Here is a 20,581-nt window from a genome sequence, read left to right on the forward strand (position 1 = left end):
TTAGCTTTTGGCTGGTCCCAGGTTAGTATGTGCCGGTCCGGTAACTACTTTGCCAAAAGGATCGAAGCGGGAGCCGTGGCAAGGGCAATCCCAGGAGCTTTCCACGCTGTTCCAGCTTACTACGCAGCCCATGTGCGGGCAAACGGCGGAGCACTGGTGCCTCACACCATCCTGGTCGCAGTACACAGCCACTTTGGTAGCCCCTTTGCGCATGATCCTGCCGGTGCCAGGCATGACCTGCTGCGGATCGTCTACTTCTCCTGAAGTCAGGTAGTCCTTCATCTGGGCTGCCACGTTCAGGTTCTCCTTCAAAAACTCACCAGCTGATTTCAGGTTTACGCGGCCCGGGTCATACAGCTTCGCCCATGGGTTCGGGCGGTCCATGATCAGGTCTGTGATCAATATGCCGGCAATCGTTCCGTGCGTCATGCCATGGCCTGAGTCGCCGGTGGCAATGTAGACATTCTCCGTATCACCAGGGTTACGGCCAATATAGGCCAGGCCATCCACAGGCTCATACACCTGGCCAGACCAGCGGTAAAGTACTTCTTCGGCCATCGGAAATTTAATGCGCGTCCACTTCTCCAGTTCCTGCAGGCAAAGTATAGGGTGCTCATGCTGCCCCGTTTTGTGATCCTCCCCCCCTACTATCAACAAGTCGAAGCGCTCATCGCCGGTCGTGTTCTTCTGTAACCTTACATAATGATAAGGATCTTTTAAATCCCAGTACAAGGCATCAGGCACAGAATCTTTTGGCACCTGCACGCCAATGGCATAGGTGCGATACGGCGCCTGCTTGGTATGAATGGCAAAAAGATCGTTGACCGGGGTGTTGGTAGCTACCACCAGCTCATTAGCTGTGACAGTGTGTCCGTCAGTGGTTATAGCGGTATTAACGGTGCCTGTATCAAATTTTCTGACATGGGTGCCGGTATAGATGCTACCGCCGTGCTTGATGAATGCCGTGGCGAGACCAGTTAAATACTTCATCACATGGAAACGCCCTTGGTTCGGGTAGTGCAGGCAAGGCAATGAGCTTAGTGTCTCCACAGGGCAATGCTTCCGCAGTACCACGTCGGTCCAGCCTATCTGCTGCAGGGCCTCCAGTTCCTGCGTCAGTTTTTCCTCCTCTTCCGGGTTGGTAGCTACCAGGTAGCCATCTACCCGTTTAAAATCACAGTCGATGGACTCGTCCTTAGCGATAGCCTCAATTTTGTCAATAGCCTGGGCATGGCTTTGGCAGGCAAGGCGCGCGCCGTCCTTTCCAAACAGCTTGGTAAGGTTGTAGAACTGCTCGTCCAGCGCATTCGATAAATGGGCGGTTGTACGGCTGCTTTCGCCGCCGCCGATTTCTTTAGACTCCAACAGCACGACCTTTTTCCCTTCCTTGGCCAGGAGGTAGGCTGTTGTGAGGCCGGCGATGCCACCGCCTACAACACATACATCACAGCTAACATTGTTCTTCAGCGGCTTGGTGTCAGGCAACTGTACATGGTTGATCCATACGGGGAAGGTGGCTCCGGATTCTTTTTTCATAGTTTATACTTTGTACTTGTGGCAGAAAACCGGACCGCTGGCCGCGCCAGAGCACCCGGATGCATAGAATTACGAAGCACCCGCCCTTATGTTGCTGCAAGGCCCAATCCAGGCCAGAGGATAAGTTTATGAGCTTTCAACTGGTGTTAGAGAGGCCGCGGCTTGGGACCTTTACAGCTTCTTTTTATCTTAGTGGCCTCCCAACAACAAGACAAAAACAATGGACATACCGAAACAGGCGGCAGAAGAAATAAGCTGGCAGGATTTTGAGCGAACTGACATCCGCGTAGGCACTATTACTGCCGCAGAGGATTTTCCGGAGGCACGGCGGCCTGCTTACAAGCTGCAGGTGGACCTTGGCCCGCTTGGAATTAAAAAAACGAGTGCGCAGATAACCAAGCTTTATACTCCTGAAGAATTGGTAGGCAAACAGGTGCTTTGTGTTACTAACCTGGGCAAAAAACAGATCGGAAAGTTTATGTCAGAGATACTGGTTACAGGATTTGCCGACGAGAACGGGGACATTGTGCTGGCGCAACCGGCCAGCCGCGTGCCCAACGGAAGCAAGTTAAAGTAGCTATTGCCTCTAAGGCTTCTGCTCCTTTTTAAGCTTGGCCTTAGACTCCCGCACGCTAAGCGTGTCCACTATCTCTTCATACAAGGCGTCCATTTCGCTCAGGTGGGTCAGGTAGTAGTTGTAGGTGCTCTTAAACTGCTCCTCCGTTACGTCGTGGTTCTTTAGAATACGCTCCTGCTCTGTGTTAAACACCATGATGGCGGTATCCGGATGTATAATATTGGCCTCGATCAGGGCCTCCGTGGTATGGATATCCGCTAAAATGCGCACCATCTCCCCCTTCGGGATCATGTTTTCTGGCTTGCGGCTCTCCTCGGGTTTGTTGCAGCTAAACAGGCCCAGGCAAAAAAGTAGGTTGAAAAGTTTTTTCACGGATGCATATTACGAGTTTATCGCTTAATTTTAAAATCAGACTGCAGCTTACCTTCTCATGAGAGAGCTTGTAAAGAAGCTACGAAAGTACGAAATACGAATCCGCAAGGCCATCACCACGCAAATGCAGGGCGATTTTCACTCGGTGTTTAAAGGCACCGGGCTGGAGTTTGACGACGTGCGCGCCTACCAGTATGGCGATGATGTGCGGTCTATAGACTGGAACGTATCTGCCAAAGGGCACGGCACCTTCGTCAAAACCTACCGGGAAGAGAAAGAGCAGTCGGTTTTCTTGATGCTGGATGTGAGTGCCTCGCAGCGCATCGGCACGGGCCCGCTGCAGAAGCTGGACATTGGCAAAGAGATCTGCGGGGTGCTGGCCCTCTCTGCCGCCCGGCAGCAAAGCCAGATCGGCGTCATCTGCCTCTCCGACAGAAAAGAGAAGTACCTGAAGCCTGCCAAAGGCATTGAGCAGGCTTACACGATCATTAAAGCGCTGAGTGAGCTCGAGCCGAAATCCTCAAAAACAGATCTGGCTGCCGGCATCCGCCTTACCCTCGACATCATCAAGCGCCGCAGCATCATACTACTGCTGTCTGATTTTGTGGATGTAAACTATGAGAAAGAGCTGAGCATGCTGGCCCGCCGCCACGACCTGATTGTGCTGCACCTGCAGGATGTGCGTGAGCAAACGCTGCCGGCAATGGGCATTGTGCCTATACAAGACAAAGAAACTGGCCGCACACGCTGGCTGAACACATCCGGTAAAGAGTTTCAGGAGCTATACCTGCAGCAGTACCGGCAGAACCAGGAGCAGCTGGTGCGCCTTTGCCATAAGTTTCAGGCAAATTACTTGGCCATCAACACCAACGAAGACTATGTGCCGCAGCTGGTCAACCTGTTCAGGCTCCGAAACAAGATCACCAAGAAAAGTGCGTAACTGGATACTTCTATTGCTGCTGCCCCTGGGGCTGATGACGGCGAACGCGCAAGAATACCTGCAACCCCAGGGCTCGTTTGGCCGGGATACGCTTCGGCTGGGCGAACTGGTAAAGTATACCCTGGTGCACCGGCATGCTGACTCGCTGGAGGTGGTGATGCCTGCAGAGAGCTACGATTTCAGCCCGTTCGAGCTGGTGCAGTATAATTACTTCCCGACACGTACCAAAGCCGGTATCAGCACCGACAGCGCCGTTTATACTTTGCGCACGTTTGAGACTGACTCGCTGCAGCAACTGGCTTTGCCGGTGTTTGTGTTGAGCGCAAAGGACACGCTGCAGGTATTTACAGAAGCAAAGACTTTATACTTGCAGCAGATGGTAGAGCAGGTGGAAGAACCGCTGCAGGTGAAAAAAGACACAAAGTTAGCCCCCGTGGCGGAACGCTTTAACTGGCCTCTTATGCTGCTGTGGGTCGTTACCATCGTTGCTTTTATCGCCTTGGTGTGGCTTGTTTTCGGGCAGTCTATCAAACGACGGTACAAGCTCTACCGGCTCCGGAAGGACCATGTAAACTTTGCCTCCCGCTTTAACTCGCACAAAGACCGTTTCCAGAAATCCGGTGTTCCGGCCAGTCTCGAAAAGGCCGTTTCGCTTTGGAAAAATTACCTGACCAAGCTGGAGCGCAGCGCTATCAACTCCTTTACCACCAAAGAGATCGTGGAGTTCTATAACAACGACGAAGAAGTGAACACAGCCTTGCGCATCTGCGACAAAGCCATTTACGGACACCTGCAATCGGAGGCGGAAGGTGAGACAAACCTGGCGTTGAGCATGCTGCGCCGTTTTTCGAAGGAACGCTACCAGACACACCGCGAACAAATCAGAAATGCAAGAAATTAGCGGCGATCTATGGGGTTGGCTAAGCCTGGAGTGGTTTAGTTTTGATACGTTCCGGTCTTTTGACTGGATGTATCCGCTGGTGCTGTACGCGCTGCCCCTTGTGCCCATACTTTTTATTCTGAAGTCCGTCCTTCGGCGCAACACCCGTGTAAAAATTGATATGGCTACCTTTCAGGGCGCAACGGGTTGGCAATGGAGCAGCCTGCTGAGATTTATACCACGGCTGGTGTTCATGCTGTTTACCATGCTGGTAGTGGTTGCGCTGGCAAGGCCGCAGCTTATTAATGAGCAGGTAGAGCTAACCTCAGAAGGCATCGACATCGTGCTGGTCATGGATGTGTCAGGATCGATGGAGCTCAGGGATTTTGAGCCGAGTCGCCTGGAGGCTGCCAAAGACGTGGCGATAGATTTTATAGATGGCCGTGTGCAGGACCGGATTGGGCTGGTGGTTTTTGCCGGCGACGCGTATTCGTTGGCGCCGCTCACCACTGACTATGACCTGCTCCGCGAAAGTATAAACTCCATGGCTTTTAAGATGATCCCAAACGACGGAACGGCTATTGGCAGTGCCCTGGCCGTAGCCATTAACCGCATGCGCGACTCCAACGCCAAAAGCAAAGTCATCATCCTGATCAGTGACGGAGAGAACACTGCCGGAAGCCTCGACCCTAAACTGGCGGCCCAACTGGCCTTTGGCTACGGAATAAAACTTTATACGATCGGCATTGGTAAAGACGGTAGAGTGCCTTATGATGTAGACGCCGCTGGTAGGGTGCTGTATATAGAGACGCAAATGGACGAGACAAGCCTGCGCCAGATCGCCCAGACTGGGGAAGGGCAGTTTTACAGGGCAGGCAGCAAAGACGCGCTGCAGCAGGTGTTCCAGGATATCAACCGCTTAGAAAAGACAGAGGTAAAAGAGAAGCGCTTCCGCGATACCAAGGATTATTACCAGGTGTACCTGAAGTGGGCGCTGCTCGCTCTGGTGGTATGGATGCTTTTGAAAAACACGTTCATCTCCAACGTTTTGGAAGACTAAGAAAGGTTAGAGCGTTAAAATATTAGATAATTAGAAGGTTGAGGGTGATAGACTCAATCGCACTTTCGGATTTTTACTATAAACTATGAGCATTAAGGACAACATTTTATACTTTGATGAGCAGCTACGGCAGTCCCCCTGCCGGTTGGTGGCCGTTTCTAAAACACACCCTGTAGAGGTAATAAAAGAAGCGTACGATGCCGGGCACCGCCTGTTTGGAGAGAACAAAGTGCAGGAGCTAGTGGAGAAGTATGCCCTGCTGCCGCACGACATCGCCTGGCACCTGATCGGGCACCTGCAAACAAACAAAGTAAAGTATATCGCCGAATTTATAGATACCATTGAGTCGGTGGATAGCCTGAAGCTGCTCGTGGAGATAAATAAGCGGGCCGAAATGTATGGCCGCACCCTGCCCATCAACTGCATGCTCCAAATTTCCATAGCTGATGAGGAGACAAAGTATGGCATGAGTTGCGAAGAGGCTGACGCCCTCCTGCAGTCGGTGGAGTACCGTAGCATGGAGTATGTGCGCATAACCGGTGTGATGGGAATTGCCACCAATACACCCCATGAAGGAAAGCTGCGCCAGGAGTTCCGCCAGCTGCGCTCCTGCTTTATGTACCTGAAAGAGAAATTCTTTGTTGGGAATGATGACTTCAGGGAAATATCCATGGGTATGACCTCTGACTGGAAAATTGCCGTAGAGGAAGGAAGTACGATGATCCGGGTGGGCAGCGGTATTTTCGGTGCCCGGGATTATAGTAAAAAGTAGCTTATCTGAAAGCTGTACTTTAATAGGATGCATCATTGATGAACATTGCTAACCATCCGTTTTATACTTGTTATCGCATGCTTTGCCGTTAGCCTGATGCCAAACAGACAAACTGCACCTCTCCCGGACTTTGATTTGGAGGGGCACCGGGGAGCGCGCGGACTGATGCCGGAGAATACAGTGCCAGCGATGCTGCTGGCGCTGGAACTGGGCGTTACCACCCTGGAAATGGATGCACACATTAGCCAGGACGGGCAGGTGCTCCTCTCCCACGACCCCTATATCAACCCCGCGCACGAGCTTTTGCCCGAAGGCGCTGAGCTAAAAAAATCTGATGCAGGCAAGTACGTGCTCTACCAGATGCCTTACAGCCAGATTCGCACCTTTGATGTGGGCTCTAAGTTTTACAAGAAGTTTCCGGAGCAGCAGCGCATGAAAGCCTCTAAACCGCTTCTCTCGGAGGTGATCGATACCGTGCAAGCTTATATACGGGAACATGCCGTGCCGCAGGTTTTCTATAACATCGAAACTAAGTCTACCCCTGAAGGCGACGGCAAGTACCACCCTGCACCCGAAGCCTTTGTAGATAAGCTGATGGCTGTGATTGATACGAAGCAGATTCGGCCTTATGTGATCATTCAGTCTTTTGACGTGCGTACGCTGCAGGTGCTCCATCAAAAATATCCGGACGTGAAAACATCCTTACTGGTAGAGAACCTGAAAGGCTTAAAAAGAAATCTTACGGAGCTTGGCTTTACGCCTACCATCTACAGCCCCTACTATAAAGTGGTAACGCCGGCACTTGTAGAGGCCGCACATGCACAGGGTATTAAAGTTATCCCCTGGACGGTGAATCGGTTAAAAGAGATGCGGCGTTTAAAGAGCTTGGGGGTAGATGGCCTTATTTCAGACTACCCCAATTTATACCCTAGTTTGTAGGTAGCGTAGCCCTGGCTATTTGTAGTAAAGAGATTTTTTGTAATTTGTCTGATAAACCAAAAAAGCACATTTTATGACACAGCAGGCCAACACCATCGAGCACAAGTACCACGACTTTATCAAGCATGTTGTGCAATCGGAGAAAGTCTGGGGCCTGACGAAAGATGAAACCTGGGCCACCTCCAGCTCCTCTGAGTATGAAGACACCGAAGTGATCCTGTTCTGGGATAGTCAGGCGGGAGCTGCTGCCTGTGCCGAAGACGAGTGGGCAAGTTATACGCCGGAGTCTATCAGCCTGGTGGAGTTTCTGGAGAACTGGTGTGTGGGCATGTATGGCGATGAGCTTTTGGTTGGCACCAACTGGAGCCCGGACCTGGTAGGGAAAGAAGCGGAGCCGCTGGTAGTAGCCCTGGATGTTGTTACACAGTTAAAGGCAGATAACAAGAACCTTGACTTTACGCAGTACGAGAGCCAGCAAGAGTTTGAGGACCAGCTGATCGAGGCGCTGGAGGCAGAGTAAAAAAGTGCATTACGTGCTTTTTTCGTCCTGTTGCCATACCTTTGAAGCATCAAACGAATAGCCGCAACTAAATCCCTTATCGTGACCCAGAAAGCCATTCTTTTAATTGCCAGTGCCCTTGGTGCGCTCTCTGTAGCCATCGGCGCCTTTGGTGCCCATGCCCTGGCTCCCATGCTGCAGGCCTCCGGCCGGGTAGACACTTTTGAGACCGCTGTAAAGTACCAGATGTACCATACCCTGGCCTTATTGGCAGTAGGCTTGTTACTTTTTCAGGTGCAGCAGCCGGCGCTACAGGTAGCGGCCTGGTGCTTCTTTTTGGGGATACTGGTTTTCTCGGGCTCCCTTTACATACTTTGCGCCACCGGCATTACCTGGCTTGGCGCCATTACCCCTATTGGCGGCACCTTCTTTATAGTTGGCTGGGGAGCACTTTTCTACGCGATACTGAAAGCTTTGTAGCCCATAGAGTCCCCTCAATTACCCTCCCCCTGTTGATACTGAAATCCTACAGCGGGAATGTAGAAATGGGTAATAAGTTATAGTTATGATTTTATAAAGCAAGAGGCCAATCCCTTAAACAGGATTGGCCTCTTGCTTTTGGTGAGCTGCGTACTTTATTGCTTTGATGCGCTGGCAGCTGCTTTGTCTTTGATGTTCGTAACGATGTACACATACTTGGCGCCGTCAGCGGCGTTAGAGTGTACAGTAATGGCTTTCTTTTGTTGGCCCATTTTGCCCGCGCTGTTAAACTTAGCCGTCACAAAACCGGTTTTACCGGGCATCACCGGCTCTTTAGACCAGGCTGGGGTTGTGCAGCCGCAGGTTACGTCAACGCGCTCAATTACCAGGGGCTGCGTGCCTGTGTTCGTGAATTTAAACGTATGCTCTACCACATCGCCTTGTGCGATATCGCCAAAGTTAAACTCCTTTTCTTCGAAGGTAAGCGATGGGCCGTTAACTGCCTGCTCCTGCGGGGCAGTAGCTTTTGGTTTTTCTTGCGCCATAGCGCCACCGGCAACAAGCGCGGCAAAAGCAAAAGAAAGGACTAATTTTTTCATATTGAGATTTGTTTGTAGAGGGTTATTTTATACGAAAATATAATATACTGCCCTAGTATGTAAAACGATACAAATTAAGGATTTCTTTTGTCAGTTAACTAAAAGTTGCTCGTTAAAGTTCAGCAGGTAAAGCTCTTCTGAAGAGCGGGTAAGGGCTGTGTATAGCCAGCGGGCAAATTCCTCGTTCACCATGTCCTCCTTCAGAAAGCCCTGGTCCACGAATACGGCCTGCCACTGGCCACCCTGCGCCTTGTGGCAGGTTAGCGCGTAGGCAAATTTCACTTGCAGCGCATTCAGGTAGGGGTTCTTTTTCAGCTCTTTGTAGCGCTCTCTCTTGTTGCCAATGTCCATGTAATCCTGCAGAACCTCCTCGTACAGCTTCTTGTTCTGGTCCGAGGGCAGCGCCGGGGCGTCTGTGTATAGCGTGTCCAGCATGATCTTTACTTCCTCTTCCTGCGCATCGGGGTAGTCCACAAATCGGATTCTGATATCGGCAAAGCGAAAACCATACATGTCCTCGTAGCGGATGATCTTGGTGACCTCCACAAAATCGCCGTTGGCCATAAAGCCGATGTCGGAGTCTTTGGGCAGCCAGAAATAGTTGTTGCGCACGATCATCAGGTAATCGCCCACGCCCAGCTCATCCTCGGCAAAAAATATGCGCCGCCGGATGTGCTGGTTATACAGGTTGGCGTTTTTGTTGGAGCGGCAGATAACAATGGTGTTTTCAACGCCAAACTTGTCATAGGCGTAGCGCAGGCCGTCCTCCAGCTTCTCGCCGGTCATACGGTAAATATCGCGCCAGCCTTTCGTAAACAGCTTGATGTCCAGCTTCTTCTGTTTCATGCGGTCGCGCAGCTGGGTGGCGTTCATCAGGATGCCCGAGGCCTCTGCCTGTCGCATCACCTGGCGCAGCTCCAGCTGCTGCACCTTGCAGCCAAAGTTCTGCTGCATGTACTCCGCATCCAACGAGGGGCTGAGGGCCTGCCCTACCGGCGGCAGCTGGGCCGTGTCGCCGATCAGCAGCAGCTTGTTATTCTTTTTGGCAAACACGTACTGCAAAAGGTCCTGCAGCAGGCCATTCTCCCCAAAGCCGCTCTCGTCTGAGATCATCGAGGCTTCATCCACAATGTACACCGTATTATCGGTTTTGTTGGGCATGCGCGTAAAAGCTAGTCCCTCTGAGAAGGGGTTAGCGGTTTGGCGGTAGATTTTTTTATGAATAGTAAAGGCGGGCCGGCCACTGTAACTGCTCATTACCTTCGCTGCCCGACCGGTTGGGGCCAGCAGCACATACTTATAGCCAAACTTGTTCAGGATCTTCACCAAAGATGTGACGACCGTGGTTTTACCCGTACCGGCATATCCTTTCAGCAGGAATACCTGCCGCTCATCGGTCTTATTAAGTATAAACTCATCCAGGCTGGCAAAGAGCTTCGCCTGGTCCTCTGTCGGTTCAAAGGGGAAACTGTTTCGTAAGGCTTCTACCGGGCGCATGGTGTAAGTTAAAGAGTTAGGAAGGTGAAAAAGTAAAGTGGTAAAATCTTCTCAGACAAGAACAGTAAAAGGGCGCAAAAAGATCAGGATAAGTATGAATTCTGCCGTCAACTTATACTTTAGAAATATCGCCTATTTGTTTAGTAATGCTTTCCGGCTTGATGGTGGCCATGCTGGCGCTGGCTTTGGCAATAAGCTGTGGCGGGTGCTCTCCTTCTGCGGCATATACTTCCGCTTCGCAAAAACTTATCCGGCGACCCTGCTTCAGCACATAGCCCTTGGCAATCAGCTTATCGCCCACCCCCGGGTGAAAGTAGGACACCTTGATCTCGGCGGTAACTACGTGGTGGTCTTTCGGGACAAGGCTGACAGCTGCAAAACCAGCCACTATGTCGGCCAGCGTGGCAATAACGCCGCCGTGGGCAAACCCTTTGTGCTGCCTGTGCTTTTGCTCCAGTTTTATTTCTCCTTCTATCCTGCCTTCTTCTATCTTTGTAACCGTAAAGCCAATGAGTTTCATGAACTCCTGTCGCTCCAGCTTTACGCGTATGTCAGACTCAAAATCTGGATTATACGTTTTGATCATTCTGTAAATTTACGACCATTTCAGCCTTAAACCAACCATGCCTGACTTAAACCCTGCCGCCGCTGCCTACGCCGAAAAACTTCGGGTGCGTGTTTGCGGCATCTGTGTGCAAGACCATAAACTGCTGCTGGTGCGCCACGGCAGCACCATTGGCAACAATGCTTTTTGGGCGCCTCCTGGCGGTGGCTTAGCGTACGGCGAAAGTATAAAAGAGTGCCTGAAGCGGGAATTTGAAGAGGAAACAGGCCTCCAGGTAGAAGTAAAGCGTTTTCTGTTTGCCAATGAGTTTCTGCAGGAGCCGCTCCACGCCGTTGAATTCTTTTTTGAGGTGAACGCTGTAGGAGGAAGCTTGAGGACCGGCACAGACCCCGAGGCCGGCCCAGACAGGCAATTGATCGAACACCTGGAGTGGCTGACGGTGAAACAGATACAGCAGATCCCGTTTGCCGACAAGCACCGCTCCCTGCAGTTGCTTTTCTCGCTGGACGACCTTTACGGGCTATCGGATTATTTTATCCCATAGAGCAGCGCCCGCTGCCTTTTGCCATAATTTTTTTATACTTGCAGGAAGGCTTTCCGGCCACTAAGCATATACAGTCGCTTTATACTTTGAACACCATCCACACACACTACAGGCTTTCGCACCGAATCGAGGACGAGGCTTTCTCCCTGACGCAGGCGAGCCAGTGCAATTTATACATCGCCCTCAGCCAAAAGGCCATACGGTTGGCTGTCGTTAACCTGGAGCGAAACAAGTTTGTAGTGCTGGAGGATTATGAGCTGATCACAGTCTTCTCACCCCTACAAGTGGGCGAGCAGCTTCGGCTGATAGCGCAAGAGAACCCGCTATTTGACCAGCAGAACTGGAAAAACGTCCGCGTGTCTGTTAGCAACCCGCACTTTACGCTGGTGCCCGAAACCCTCTACGATCCCGCCCACCAGCTGGACTACCTGCGGCTGCACTCCGACCTTAACCCGCAGCTCGACGATGTGATGTGCTTCCGCCACGGCGGACTGGAGGCTATAAACATTTTTGCCCTGGATAATGGATTGCACGAAGCGTTGCGCGAGGTCTTTACAGAAGATAACTTGCAGGTGGTGCACCTCACCAGTTCCTTCATCCGGAGCGTGCTGCACCAATCGCCGCGCATGCCGCTGCGCAGCATGTTTGCCTTTGTAGAGCGCAATTTTGTTACCCTGCTGGTTGTAGGCCCAACGGGGCTGGAGTTCTGCAACATCTTCCAATATGTCAGCCCGGAAGACTTTATTTACTACATCATCTTTATTATGCAAGAGCAGAAGATGAACCCCGAGCAGGAAACGCTCACCGTATGGGGCGACATCACCCACGACTCTGCCCTATTCCACATCTTGCAGAAGTATATCCGGCATATCAAGCTTGGCAAAAAACCTTCGGACGCGGAATACAGTTACAAGTTCCATGATCTTTTCGAGCACCGCTACTTCGAGCTTTACAGCTTGCACCTGTGTGAATGATTTAATTGCCTGTTGTTGGATTGTTAAATTGTTGAATAGCAGTTGTACCTATACATGCTAATTTTACCAAGTTTATACTTTAATGAATCCAATTAACCTTCTCTAAATAATCAGAGCGGCCAAAAGCAAACATCAACATTTTAGCCTTTAAGCTATCCAACAATCAAACTCATGAAACGCATCGCCCTTTTCCCCGGATCTTTTGACCCTTTTACCAACGGCCATTACGATGTGGTGATGCGCGGGGCAAAGTTGTTTGACGAGGTGATTGTCGGGATTGGCAATAATAGCAGCAAGCAGCGCTACATTCCGGTTAAAAGAATGTTTGAGGTGATGACGCAGCTCTTTAAAGACCAGCCGAACATAAAGGTGCAGGTTTTTACCGGCCTAACAGCCGAGTTTGCGCGCGAGGTCGGCGCCCAGTTTCTGCTGCGCGGCCTGCGCAACACCACCGACTTCGAGTACGAGAACACCATTGCCCAGGCCAACCGGCACGTTAACCACGACCTGGAGAGCGTGTTCCTGATCACGTCACCGCACCTGGCCGCCATCAGTTCCTCTATTATCCGGGAGATTCACCGGTTTGGCGGCGACGTGGATGAGTTTATACCTTTCCGGTTTTCTGAGATTGCAGATAGTGTCGGATAATGAAGGCGATGGAGGTATAAGCCTTAGGTAGCACCTCCTGCACCTCCTCTGGCGTCATCCAGCGCACCTCCTCGATAAACTCTTCTGCCTGCGGCTTCATCAGGCTGTCATCGCTGCAGTCCATCAGGTACCAGCTGGTCTTCTTCAGGATCTTCTTGCCTTTAAACGCATACGAGTGCCAGGTCTTCGGCAGCTTCTCCGCCACCTCTACTTTGATGTTGCACTCCTCCTCTACCTCACGCACGGCGCCTTCGCGCACTTTCTCCTTCTTCTCCAGCTTTCCTTTCGGCAGGTCCCACACGCCAAGGCGGTAAATCATCAGGATCTTGCCATCTTTTAGCACCAAGCCTCCGGCAGCCTTCACAATTTTGAACTGATCCTTCAGGTGCTCGATCAGCTTCTTTTTCTTGTCGGCTACCAGCGTCAGCGAGTTCAGCTTTTTTAGCTTTTTCACCTCCATCAGGCGCACCAGGCGGTCGATCAGCTGCGGATCCGCCTCTTTTATCAGCACATCGCCCACCAAGTCTTTCGAAGTGAAGTGATCTGAAGCTTTCAGAAGGAGGTCATACTCATGTTTATAAACACGGTCGGTGGCTTTTTTCAGGATAAGCGGAATGTCGTTGATAAAAACGTTCATGCGGTTTTTGTGCTCCAGTGGAAGCGTAATTTATACAAAACAAAAAATAAATCGTCGCAATCAAAATACGCAGCCTTAAAAAGGAAGATTATTTCTGTAAATTCGGGTCATGGATTCTATGACAACAGCACATCAGGTGGCCTCGTTCCTGCTCGAGACAGAGGCCGTGAAGTTAAGACCGGAGCAGCCATTTAAGTGGAGCAGCGGCTGGAACTCTCCCATCTACTGCGATAACCGCTTAACGCTTTCCTTCCCGCACATCCGCAGTTATATTAAGCAGCAGCTGGCTGAGCTGGTAAAGCAGCAGTACCCCGAGGCAGAAGCCATTGCGGGCGTAGCCACGGCAGGTATAGCCCAAGGCGCCCTGGTAGCCGACCTGCTGGAGATGCCTTTCTTATACGTACGCCCAGAGCCAAAGAAGCACGGCATGGGTAATCAGATTGAAGGCCGCCTGCTGGAGGGCCAGAAAGTGGTGATGATCGAAGACCTGATCTCGACGGGCGGAAGCTCGCTGAAAGCCGCTGAGGCTGTGAAGGCAGCCGGTGCTGAGGTGGTAGGAATGGCGGCCATTTTTACCTATGGCTTTGCCACTGCAGATGAGAATTTCCTAAAGGCAGGCATCCCGCTTTATTGCCTGAGCAACTATAACGCGCTGGTAGAGGCAGCCGCCAAGCAGGGCTACATTCAGGAAACTGCTATGGACACGTTGGCCGAGTGGCGCCAATCGCCGCAGACCTGGGGCGTATAGTCAGAAAAATTTAGGAATTGCAAAAGGGAGGCGACGTTTATACGTTGCCTCCCTTTATACTTTACAGCACGCGCATCTCTATGCGGCGGTTTAACTGGCGGTTTTTCTCAGAGGTGTTGGGCTGCACGGGCTTGGTTTCGCCGTAGCCTTTGTAACGGATGCGGTCTTTGCTGATGCCATGGCTGGCCAGGTAGTCCACTACTGATTTGGCGCGGCGCTCTGAAAGCAGCTGGTTGGCTTTGTCCGATCCCACATCATCGGTATGTCCTGAGATCTCGATCTTTACCTGCGGATTCTGCTGCATAAAGAAAATCAGTTTATCCAGCTCCGTTTTTGATTTTGCCTCCAGGTTATACTTGCCCGTGTCAAAAAACAGGTTGTTCAGCACCATGGCCGCCCCAGATTTTACTGGGTCCAGGTACACATCCAGCGCCACCGGCGACAGTGCCTTGGAAGAAGTATAGTCAAAGCTGCGGCTGTTCATCATGTATTTTGGCGCAGAAACGTACAACGCATACTGCTTACCCTGCGTCAGCACCACCGTATACTCGCCGGAAACTTTGTCTGAGCTTACCTGTTGCACCAGCGAGTCGGCCTCCAGGTCGTAGAGCTGCACCTGCGCCGCCAGCGGCTTCTTGGAAGCGGCATCGAACACACGGCCCTGCGCATAGGTGCTGGTGACGCGGCTACGCCATTCGGCGGGAACATCAAACCTATAAAGTTGGATTCCAGGCATCCCTGCCTCATTGTTTACCTGTCGGGAATAATAGCCAATTTCGCTGTCGGGTGTGATGAAGAGCGAGCCCTCATCAGCAAAAGTATTCAGTGGGTAGCCCAGGTTCTGCGGCTCCGCCCACTTCCCATTTTCATTCTTGTCTGACTTAAATACATCCAGCCCACCCATGCCAATGTGGCCATCGCTCACAAAGTATAAGGTGCTACCGCTCATGTGTATGGATGGTGCCATATCGCGGCCGGTGGAGTTGATCTCTTTACCCAAATTAGCGGGCTTTACCCAGCTGCCATCGTCGTTGCGGGTTGTCATCCATATATCCTCCTTGCCTACGCCGCCCCCACGCGTGGAGGTAAAGTATAAAGTACGCCCATCGGCGGAAAGGCTCGGCTGCGAGTCCCAGGCTTTGGAATTGACAGTGCTGCCCATGTTCTGCGGCTTGCTCCACTCGCTGCCCGTTCTAAAGGAGATGTACAGATCACAGTCGCCCTGCGAATCCGGGCGGTTACAGGAGGTGAACACCAGCGTTTTGCCGTCGCCGGAGATAGTAGCTGCCCCCTCATTGGCCGGTGAGTTGATATTTTCTGAGACAGAAACCGGCGCCAACCACTGCCCGTCCTTGTACTGGCTTACATAAATATTCTCGTCGTGGTCCGGGCGGCCGCTCTCGCGGGCAGTATAGATAAAATAGCGCTGGTCGGCGGTGGTGTATGGGAAGTACTGCAGGCCAAAGCGGTTAAGGGTGCTGGGCAGCTGCTCCGGGTTAAACTGCACAGGCTTTTGCATGGCCTCATGCGCAAAGGCAGCGGTTTTGAGCTGCCGCTTTGCCCACTCCACCAGTTTGGTATTGTTGGAGCCAGTCTTCAGGAAAGTCTCGTACCATTCGGTGGCCGACTTGTAATCGCCCTTGTCAAAGTATAGCTCGGCCAGTTCGAAATAATTATTGGCTTGCCCTTTGGTAAACGGCAACAGTTTCAGGCCTTTTTCCATGTAGTCAAAGGCAGCAGCTTTGTTACCCATCATTTTGTGCAGATTGGCCGCACGGAGATAGGCATCAGCAAACTGGGGATCTTTCTCTATGGCCTGGTCCAGGGCGTGCAGGGCGCGGTCAAAATCTCGTGCCCGGACGTAGCTATCCGCTTTTTCGTATAAACGCTCTGCCTTGGCCGAGGTGGTGCTCAGTTTATGGTTTTGCGCCAGCGTGGTGGAGGCAGAGCCCAGCACCATCAGGGAGGCGATTAGCAGCTGTTTATACTTCATAGGGTGTTATGGGATGTCCATGTACTTGTGCGTCTGCAGCGACACACGCCATTTCGGGTTGTTTTTCACGTACTCAACGATAAGCGGCGTCATTTCATTGGCCTTGCCCCACTCCGGCTGCAGGTATAACCTGCAGTGCTCCCCTACTTTGGCGGCATGCTCCTCTGCCCACTTAAAGTCACTCTTGTTAAATATAACGACTTTTAGCTCATGCGCAAAAGGGTACACCGAAGGATCAGGCTGTTTAAACTTTTTAGGCGATAAACAGATCCAGTCCCAGCTGCCGCTCACGGGGTAGGCACCGGAGGTTTCGATGTAGGTTTTAATGCCACGCGCCTGCAGCTGTTCCGTCAGAGGGCCGAGGTTGTAGAGCAACGGCTCCCCTCCTGTAATCACCACCGCCTTACCCAGATAGGCCGCGGCTGTCTCTACGATGTCTTCAATAGGCGTTAGTGGGTGCGCCTCGGCATCCCAACTCTCTTTTACATCGCACCAGTGGCAGCCCACGTCGCAGCCGCCCAGCCGGATAAAATAGGCAGCCGTGCCGGTGTTGCCTCCCTCACCCTGTATAGTATAAAAAGCCTCCATTAGTGGTAATTGACTGCCGTCTTTCGGCACCTGGTGTATGGAGGCCGTCTTGATTGCTTTAACTTCTTCCAATGCTTTCTCTCCTCAGGCCGTGCTTTGTACTTGTAGCACAGCCATTTATACTTATGTTTCCGCTTTTCAGGAAGTATAAAGTATACTTCCTGCAGAACTCACAAAGTTACGAAAAAGGATCAGGATTTACAGGATTAAAAGATTCACAGGATTTTCTCTTTATAAATATGAAGATGCTGTGCGACTTTCAACGTGGCCATCCTTTTAAATCTGGTAAATCCTGGTTCAAACAAAGCCCTCACCTTTGATTAGGAGAGGGCTTTGTTGGGATTACTCGTATACTTCTTTCTTGGCGGCTTTCAGCGTGTTCATCATCAGCATGGCGATAGTGAGCGGGCCAACGCCACCCGGAACCGGCGTGATGTAGCTGCACTTTTCGGCCACACTCTCAAAGTCCACGTCGCCACGCAGCCTGAAACCGGATTTGCGGCTTGCATCCGGAACGCGGGTGGTTCCTACGTCAATCACGACAGCGCCTTCTTTCACCATGTCTGCCGTGATAAGCCCTGGCTTGCCCACAGCTACGATGATGATGTCCGCCTGCTGGGTGAAGTATGGCAGGTTAACTGTATTACGGTGGCAAAGCGTTACGGTGGCATCGCCCGGGTAACCGGCCTTAGACATGAGAATGCTCATAGGAGTGCCCACGATGTTGCTGCGACCAATCACCACGCAGTGCTTGCCTTTAGTCTCGATCTCGTAGCGCTGCAGCAACTGCAGAATGCCGGCTGGCGTGGCTGGCAGGTAGGCTGGCAAACCGGCCACCATGCGGCCCACATTCGTTGGGTGGAAGCCGTCCACATCTTTTCTTGGGTCTACCGCCTCAATTACCTTTTCGGTATCAATGTGCTTGGGCAGGGGCAGCTGCACGATAAAACCGTCTATCTCCTCATCCTCATTCAACTCTTTTATCTTGTTCAGCAGCTCTTCTTCGGTCACGGTGTCCTCGTAGCGGATAAGCGAGGAGCCGAAGCCGATACGCTCGCAGGCCAGTACTTTGTTGTTCACGTAAGTCACAGAGCCGCCATCATTGCCAACAAGTATGGCAGCCAGGTGCGGCACCTTGCCACCGTTAGCTCTGATTTCAGCTACCTCAGCAGCTATTTCATTCTGGATGGCTTCGGAAGTTTTTTTACCGTCGAGCAGGGTCATGTTAAGTTGATTATGAATGATGTGATTTGATTATATATGGGACTTCATATTAAAATAAGAATCGTCCACCAGGTCTTCCTCCTCTAGCTGAAGTAATTCCCGGTAAAACGAACACTGCTCCAGCAGCCGCTCCACCCCGATGGAACCGTTCAGGTCTATGGCTTCTATCTCTACAAAAGTACCTAGACCATCTACCTGGTCCAGGTGAAATTTAACGTTGTCGATAAAGAAGATCTTCCTGCGCTTTTTAACCTGCCCTAACACCTGCACTTCACCATAAAGGAGCTGCACCGTTTCCGGAGATGGATTCTTAAGATAGAGCAGCACTTCTGTACGCTTTACCTCATGCATGTGCTCCCTCTTATAGTGAATCAGCACATGCTCCAGGTTCCCCTCCCGCAGCTTGAGCATTCCATCGGCTACCTGATAAAAAGTATCAGTCTGTACATCCATTCCTTTGTAGGCAGCTTGTTGCTCCAGCAGGATTGTCTGTACTGCGGCAGGATCGTGACAATGAGCTTTAATGGTGATATCGGCGTACATGGAATTCTTAAAGCGACAAGCCCCGGCGCGCAGGGGCACGTCGGGGCTTGTTTAGAGGTTAGTCGAGTTTAAGCACCGCTAAGAAGGCTTCTTGCGGGATCTCCACGTTGCCTACCTGGCGCATGCGTTTCTTACCTTTCTTCTGTTTCTCGAGAAGCTTACGCTTACGCGAAATGTCACCGCCGTAGCATTTGGCTAACACGTTCTTGCGCATGGCTTTCACGGTTTCGCGGGCGATGATTTTTTGGCCGATAGCCGCCTGAATTGCGATCTCGAACATCTGGCGCGGCAGCAGCTCACGCAGTTTTTCGCAAAGGCGCTTGCCCCAGTCGTAGGCCTTGTCGCGGTGCACAATGGCGCTCAGGGCGTCCACCTTCTCGCCGTTCAGCATAATGTCCAGCTTCACCATGTTGGATGGGCGGAAGCCGATCAGCTCATAGTCCAGGGAGGCATAGCCGCGCGAAATGGTCTTTAGTTTATCAAAGAAGTCGAACACAATCTCGGCCAGCGGCATCTCAAACGTCATCTCCACGCGGTCGCTGGTCAGGTACGTCTGGTTCTTCAGGATACCGCGCTTGTCCATACACAGCGTAATGATCGGCCCTACAAAGTCAGACTTGGAAATGATTTGCGCCTTGATGAACGGCTCCTCAATGTGGTCAATATAGTTCGGGTCCGGCATCTCCGACGGAGCATTTACCTTCACCATCTTCTCTTTTGTAGTATAGGCATGGAACTGCACTGACGGCACGGTAGTGATCACCGTCATGTCGAACTCCCGTTCCAGGCGCTCCTGCACAATCTCCATGTGCAGCATCCCCAGGAAACCGCAACGGAAACCGAAACCAAGGGCGGCAGAGGTCTCCGGCTCCCACACCAGCGAGGCGTCGTTCAGCTGCAGCTTCTCCATGGAGGTGCGCAGTTCCTCGTACTCGCTCGTCTCCACCGGGTAAATGCCGGCAAACACCATCGGCTTCACATCCTCAAACCCCTGTATACCCTTCGCCGGACGGTCCACATGCGTGATAGTGTCCCCTACTTTTACCTCCTTGGCGTTTTTGATACCTGAGATCAGGTAGCCCACATTACCGGCCGACATCTCCTGGCGCGACTCCTGGTTCAGCTTCAGCACACCGATTTCGTCAGCTTCGTAAGTTTTGCCCGTGTTGATGAACTTCACCTTCTCCCCTTTCTTCAGGGTGCCGTTGAAAATGCGGAAATATACTTCGATGCCTCTATAGGAGTTGAACACCGAGTCGAAGATAAGCGCCTGCAGCGGTGCCTTCGGATCGCCTTTCGGGGCCGGGATACGGTCACAGATGGCGTTCAGAATCTCTTCGACACCGATGCCCGCCTTTCCGGACGCATGAATGATATCTTCTCTGTCGCAACCAATCAGGTCGATGATTTGATCAGACACCTCTTCCGGCATGGAGTGCGGTAGGTCGATCTTGTTCAGCACCGGTATGATCTCCAGGTCGTTTCCGATCGCCAGGTATAAGTTGGAAATGGTCTGCGCCTCGATCCCCTGGGAGGAGTCCACGATCAGGAGCGCGCCCTCGCAGGCGGCGATGGAACGGGAAACCTCATAGGAAAAGTCTACGTGGCCTGGGGTGTCGATCAGGTTCAGCACGTACTCCTCTCCCTTGTAATGGTAGTTCATCTGGATGGCGTGGCTCTTGATGGTGATGCCGCGCTCACGCTCCAGGTCCATGTTATCAAGCAGCTGGTTTTGCATCTCACGCTCCGCCACGGTAGAGGTAAACTCCAGCAAACGGTCAGCCAGGGTACTCTTGCCATGGTCGATGTGGGCGATGATGCAGAAATTGCGAATGTTCTTCATAAATATCTATACGAAAAGCAAAGTTAAGAAAACTTATACTCATGTCAGAAGATTTTAAGGACCTTGGCAAACAAATAAATGCGGTTAAGGTTCCGCTAGGGCTGATTTTAGTAAAATGTATAC

At 51.7% G+C, this 20,581-nt stretch carries 23 protein-coding genes; 12 read left to right on the top strand and 11 right to left on the bottom strand.

Annotated features, from left to right (window positions below):
* Positions 1-1,536 carry an FAD-dependent oxidoreductase gene (locus FJM65_RS01175; RefSeq protein WP_140618543.1) on the bottom strand — a complete coding sequence of 512 codons (1,536 nt, stop codon included), beginning with the start codon at positions 1,534-1,536 and terminating at the stop codon, positions 1-3.
* 220 nt (positions 1,537-1,756) lie between these two features.
* On the opposite strand from FJM65_RS01175, the gene FJM65_RS01180 reads away from it, so the two are divergent.
* A complete protein-coding gene (locus tag FJM65_RS01180) occupies positions 1,757-2,113 on the top strand; it encodes a tRNA-binding protein (protein WP_140618545.1) in 357 nt (118 codons plus the stop codon).
* A 9-nt stretch (positions 2,114-2,122) separates the two neighbouring features.
* On the opposite strand, the gene FJM65_RS01185 is transcribed toward FJM65_RS01180, so the two are convergent.
* Positions 2,123-2,485 (bottom strand): DUF4296 domain-containing protein, encoded by a 363-nt coding sequence (locus tag FJM65_RS01185; protein ID WP_140618547.1) that lies wholly within the window; start codon positions 2,483-2,485, stop codon positions 2,123-2,125.
* 58 nt (positions 2,486-2,543) lie between these two features.
* On the opposite strand from FJM65_RS01185, the gene FJM65_RS01190 reads away from it, so the two are divergent.
* The 7 genes from FJM65_RS01190 to FJM65_RS01220 all read left to right on the top strand — a co-directional run bounded on the left by FJM65_RS01190 (position 2,544) and on the right by FJM65_RS01220 (position 8,055).
* Entirely contained in the window at positions 2,544-3,425 is an 882-nt protein-coding gene (locus tag FJM65_RS01190; protein WP_140618549.1) for a DUF58 domain-containing protein, read from the top strand.
* On the top strand, positions 3,418-4,326 hold the full coding sequence (locus tag FJM65_RS01195; protein ID WP_140618551.1) for a hypothetical protein: 909 nt from the start codon (positions 3,418-3,420) through the stop codon (positions 4,324-4,326). Before FJM65_RS01190 ends, FJM65_RS01195 begins: the two co-directional genes overlap by 8 nt.
* Entirely contained in the window at positions 4,313-5,365 is a 1,053-nt protein-coding gene (locus FJM65_RS01200; protein ID WP_140618555.1) for a vWA domain-containing protein, read from the top strand. Before FJM65_RS01195 ends, FJM65_RS01200 begins: the two co-directional genes overlap by 14 nt.
* 85 nt (positions 5,366-5,450) lie before the next feature.
* Complete coding sequence (locus FJM65_RS01205; RefSeq protein WP_140618558.1) at positions 5,451-6,137, top strand: YggS family pyridoxal phosphate-dependent enzyme; 687 nt, start codon at positions 5,451-5,453, stop codon at positions 6,135-6,137.
* A 96-nt stretch (positions 6,138-6,233) separates the two neighbouring features.
* A complete protein-coding gene (locus FJM65_RS01210) occupies positions 6,234-7,076 on the top strand; it encodes a glycerophosphodiester phosphodiesterase (protein WP_140619472.1) in 843 nt (280 codons plus the stop codon).
* A 73-nt stretch (positions 7,077-7,149) separates the two neighbouring features.
* On the top strand, positions 7,150-7,596 hold the full coding sequence (locus tag FJM65_RS01215) for a DUF2750 domain-containing protein (protein ID WP_140618561.1): 447 nt from the start codon (positions 7,150-7,152) through the stop codon (positions 7,594-7,596).
* Between the two features lie 81 nt (positions 7,597-7,677).
* On the top strand, positions 7,678-8,055 hold the full coding sequence (locus FJM65_RS01220; protein WP_140618564.1) for a DUF423 domain-containing protein: 378 nt from the start codon (positions 7,678-7,680) through the stop codon (positions 8,053-8,055).
* A gap of 155 nt (positions 8,056-8,210) precedes the next feature.
* On the opposite strand, the gene FJM65_RS01225 is transcribed toward FJM65_RS01220, so the two are convergent.
* The 3 genes from FJM65_RS01225 to FJM65_RS01235 form a co-directional block, all read right to left on the bottom strand.
* Positions 8,211-8,654, bottom strand: a complete 444-nt coding sequence (locus FJM65_RS01225; protein WP_140618566.1) for a DUF1573 domain-containing protein — start codon at positions 8,652-8,654, stop codon at positions 8,211-8,213.
* Between the two features lie 90 nt (positions 8,655-8,744).
* Positions 8,745-10,151: an ATP-dependent DNA helicase gene (locus FJM65_RS01230; RefSeq protein WP_140618568.1), complete on the bottom strand. Its 1,407-nt coding sequence runs from the start codon at positions 10,149-10,151 to the stop codon at positions 8,745-8,747.
* A 112-nt stretch (positions 10,152-10,263) separates the two neighbouring features.
* A complete protein-coding gene (locus FJM65_RS01235) occupies positions 10,264-10,737 on the bottom strand; it encodes a PaaI family thioesterase (protein ID WP_140618570.1) in 474 nt (157 codons plus the stop codon).
* Positions 10,738-10,774: 37 nt separating this feature from the next.
* On the opposite strand from FJM65_RS01235, the gene FJM65_RS01240 reads away from it, so the two are divergent.
* From FJM65_RS01240 to coaD, 3 genes are all read left to right on the top strand, one after another.
* Entirely contained in the window at positions 10,775-11,260 is a 486-nt protein-coding gene (locus FJM65_RS01240; RefSeq protein WP_140618572.1) for an NUDIX domain-containing protein, read from the top strand.
* A gap of 86 nt (positions 11,261-11,346) precedes the next feature.
* Positions 11,347-12,234: a DUF3822 family protein gene (locus tag FJM65_RS01245; protein ID WP_140618574.1), complete on the top strand. Its 888-nt coding sequence runs from the start codon at positions 11,347-11,349 to the stop codon at positions 12,232-12,234.
* Positions 12,235-12,405: 171 nt separating this feature from the next.
* Positions 12,406-12,882 carry a pantetheine-phosphate adenylyltransferase gene (coaD, locus tag FJM65_RS01250; RefSeq protein ID WP_140618576.1) on the top strand — a complete coding sequence of 159 codons (477 nt, stop codon included), beginning with the start codon at positions 12,406-12,408 and terminating at the stop codon, positions 12,880-12,882.
* On the opposite strand, the gene FJM65_RS01255 is transcribed toward coaD, so the two are convergent.
* Positions 12,839-13,519: an NUDIX hydrolase gene (locus FJM65_RS01255; RefSeq protein WP_140618578.1), complete on the bottom strand. Its 681-nt coding sequence runs from the start codon at positions 13,517-13,519 to the stop codon at positions 12,839-12,841. The genes coaD and FJM65_RS01255 overlap by 44 nt on opposite strands.
* A 109-nt stretch (positions 13,520-13,628) precedes the next feature.
* On the opposite strand from FJM65_RS01255, the gene pyrE reads away from it, so the two are divergent.
* Positions 13,629-14,267 (top strand): orotate phosphoribosyltransferase, encoded by a 639-nt coding sequence (gene pyrE, locus FJM65_RS01260; protein WP_140618580.1) that lies wholly within the window; start codon positions 13,629-13,631, stop codon positions 14,265-14,267.
* Positions 14,268-14,328: 61 nt separating this feature from the next.
* Here the strand turns inward: pyrE and FJM65_RS01265 are convergent, their stop codons facing one another.
* The 5 genes from FJM65_RS01265 to lepA all read right to left on the bottom strand — a co-directional run bounded on the left by FJM65_RS01265 (position 14,329) and on the right by lepA (position 20,458).
* The gene (locus FJM65_RS01265; RefSeq protein WP_140618582.1) at positions 14,329-16,260 is read right to left on the bottom strand and encodes an OmpA family protein; all 1,932 of its coding nucleotides are present in this window, start codon (positions 16,258-16,260) and stop codon (positions 14,329-14,331) included.
* A gap of 6 nt (positions 16,261-16,266) precedes the next feature.
* Complete coding sequence (locus tag FJM65_RS01270; protein WP_140618584.1) at positions 16,267-16,920, bottom strand: 7-carboxy-7-deazaguanine synthase QueE; 654 nt, start codon at positions 16,918-16,920, stop codon at positions 16,267-16,269.
* A 270-nt stretch (positions 16,921-17,190) separates the two neighbouring features.
* Positions 17,191-18,072, bottom strand: coding sequence for a bifunctional 5,10-methylenetetrahydrofolate dehydrogenase/5,10-methenyltetrahydrofolate cyclohydrolase (locus tag FJM65_RS01275; protein ID WP_140618586.1), 882 nt, complete (start codon positions 18,070-18,072; stop codon positions 17,191-17,193).
* A gap of 30 nt (positions 18,073-18,102) precedes the next feature.
* Positions 18,103-18,654 (bottom strand): class IV adenylate cyclase, encoded by a 552-nt coding sequence (locus tag FJM65_RS01280; protein ID WP_219855930.1) that lies wholly within the window; start codon positions 18,652-18,654, stop codon positions 18,103-18,105.
* A 19-nt stretch (positions 18,655-18,673) separates the two neighbouring features.
* Positions 18,674-20,458, bottom strand: coding sequence for a translation elongation factor 4 (lepA, locus tag FJM65_RS01285; protein WP_140618588.1), 1,785 nt, complete (start codon positions 20,456-20,458; stop codon positions 18,674-18,676).
* Between the last annotated feature and the right edge of the window lie 123 nt (positions 20,459-20,581).

It is taken from the genome of Pontibacter mangrovi (genome assembly GCF_006385705.1).
GTDB lineage: Bacteria > Bacteroidota > Bacteroidia > Cytophagales > Hymenobacteraceae > Pontibacter > Pontibacter mangrovi.

What these genes read in the sequence shown, in the direction of transcription:
- FJM65_RS01275 (WP_140618586.1), bottom strand. Translation starts at nt 18,072, where the DNA reads ATGACCCTGCTCGACGGTAAAAAAACTTCCGAAGCCATCCAGAATGAA.
- FJM65_RS01225 (WP_140618566.1), bottom strand. Translation starts at nt 8,654, where the DNA reads ATGAAAAAATTAGTCCTTTCTTTTGCTTTTGCCGCGCTTGTTGCCGGT.
- FJM65_RS01200 (WP_140618555.1), top strand. Translation starts at nt 4,313, where the DNA reads ATGCAAGAAATTAGCGGCGATCTATGGGGTTGGCTAAGCCTGGAGTGG.
- lepA (WP_140618588.1), bottom strand. Translation starts at nt 20,458, where the DNA reads ATGAAGAACATTCGCAATTTCTGCATCATCGCCCACATCGACCATGGC.
- FJM65_RS01180 (WP_140618545.1), top strand. Translation starts at nt 1,757, where the DNA reads ATGGACATACCGAAACAGGCGGCAGAAGAAATAAGCTGGCAGGATTTT.
- FJM65_RS01235 (WP_140618570.1), bottom strand. Translation starts at nt 10,737, where the DNA reads ATGATCAAAACGTATAATCCAGATTTTGAGTCTGACATACGCGTAAAG.
- FJM65_RS01175 (WP_140618543.1), bottom strand. Translation starts at nt 1,536, where the DNA reads ATGAAAAAAGAATCCGGAGCCACCTTCCCCGTATGGATCAACCATGTA.
- FJM65_RS01215 (WP_140618561.1), top strand. Translation starts at nt 7,150, where the DNA reads ATGACACAGCAGGCCAACACCATCGAGCACAAGTACCACGACTTTATC.
- FJM65_RS01190 (WP_140618549.1), top strand. Translation starts at nt 2,544, where the DNA reads ATGAGAGAGCTTGTAAAGAAGCTACGAAAGTACGAAATACGAATCCGC.
- FJM65_RS01230 (WP_140618568.1), bottom strand. Translation starts at nt 10,151, where the DNA reads ATGCGCCCGGTAGAAGCCTTACGAAACAGTTTCCCCTTTGAACCGACA.
- FJM65_RS01210 (WP_140619472.1), top strand. Translation starts at nt 6,234, where the DNA reads ATGCCAAACAGACAAACTGCACCTCTCCCGGACTTTGATTTGGAGGGG.
- pyrE (WP_140618580.1), top strand. Translation starts at nt 13,629, where the DNA reads ATGGATTCTATGACAACAGCACATCAGGTGGCCTCGTTCCTGCTCGAG.
- coaD (WP_140618576.1), top strand. Translation starts at nt 12,406, where the DNA reads ATGAAACGCATCGCCCTTTTCCCCGGATCTTTTGACCCTTTTACCAAC.
- FJM65_RS01240 (WP_140618572.1), top strand. Translation starts at nt 10,775, where the DNA reads ATGCCTGACTTAAACCCTGCCGCCGCTGCCTACGCCGAAAAACTTCGG.
- FJM65_RS01205 (WP_140618558.1), top strand. Translation starts at nt 5,451, where the DNA reads ATGAGCATTAAGGACAACATTTTATACTTTGATGAGCAGCTACGGCAG.
- FJM65_RS01265 (WP_140618582.1), bottom strand. Translation starts at nt 16,260, where the DNA reads ATGAAGTATAAACAGCTGCTAATCGCCTCCCTGATGGTGCTGGGCTCT.
- FJM65_RS01255 (WP_140618578.1), bottom strand. Translation starts at nt 13,519, where the DNA reads ATGAACGTTTTTATCAACGACATTCCGCTTATCCTGAAAAAAGCCACC.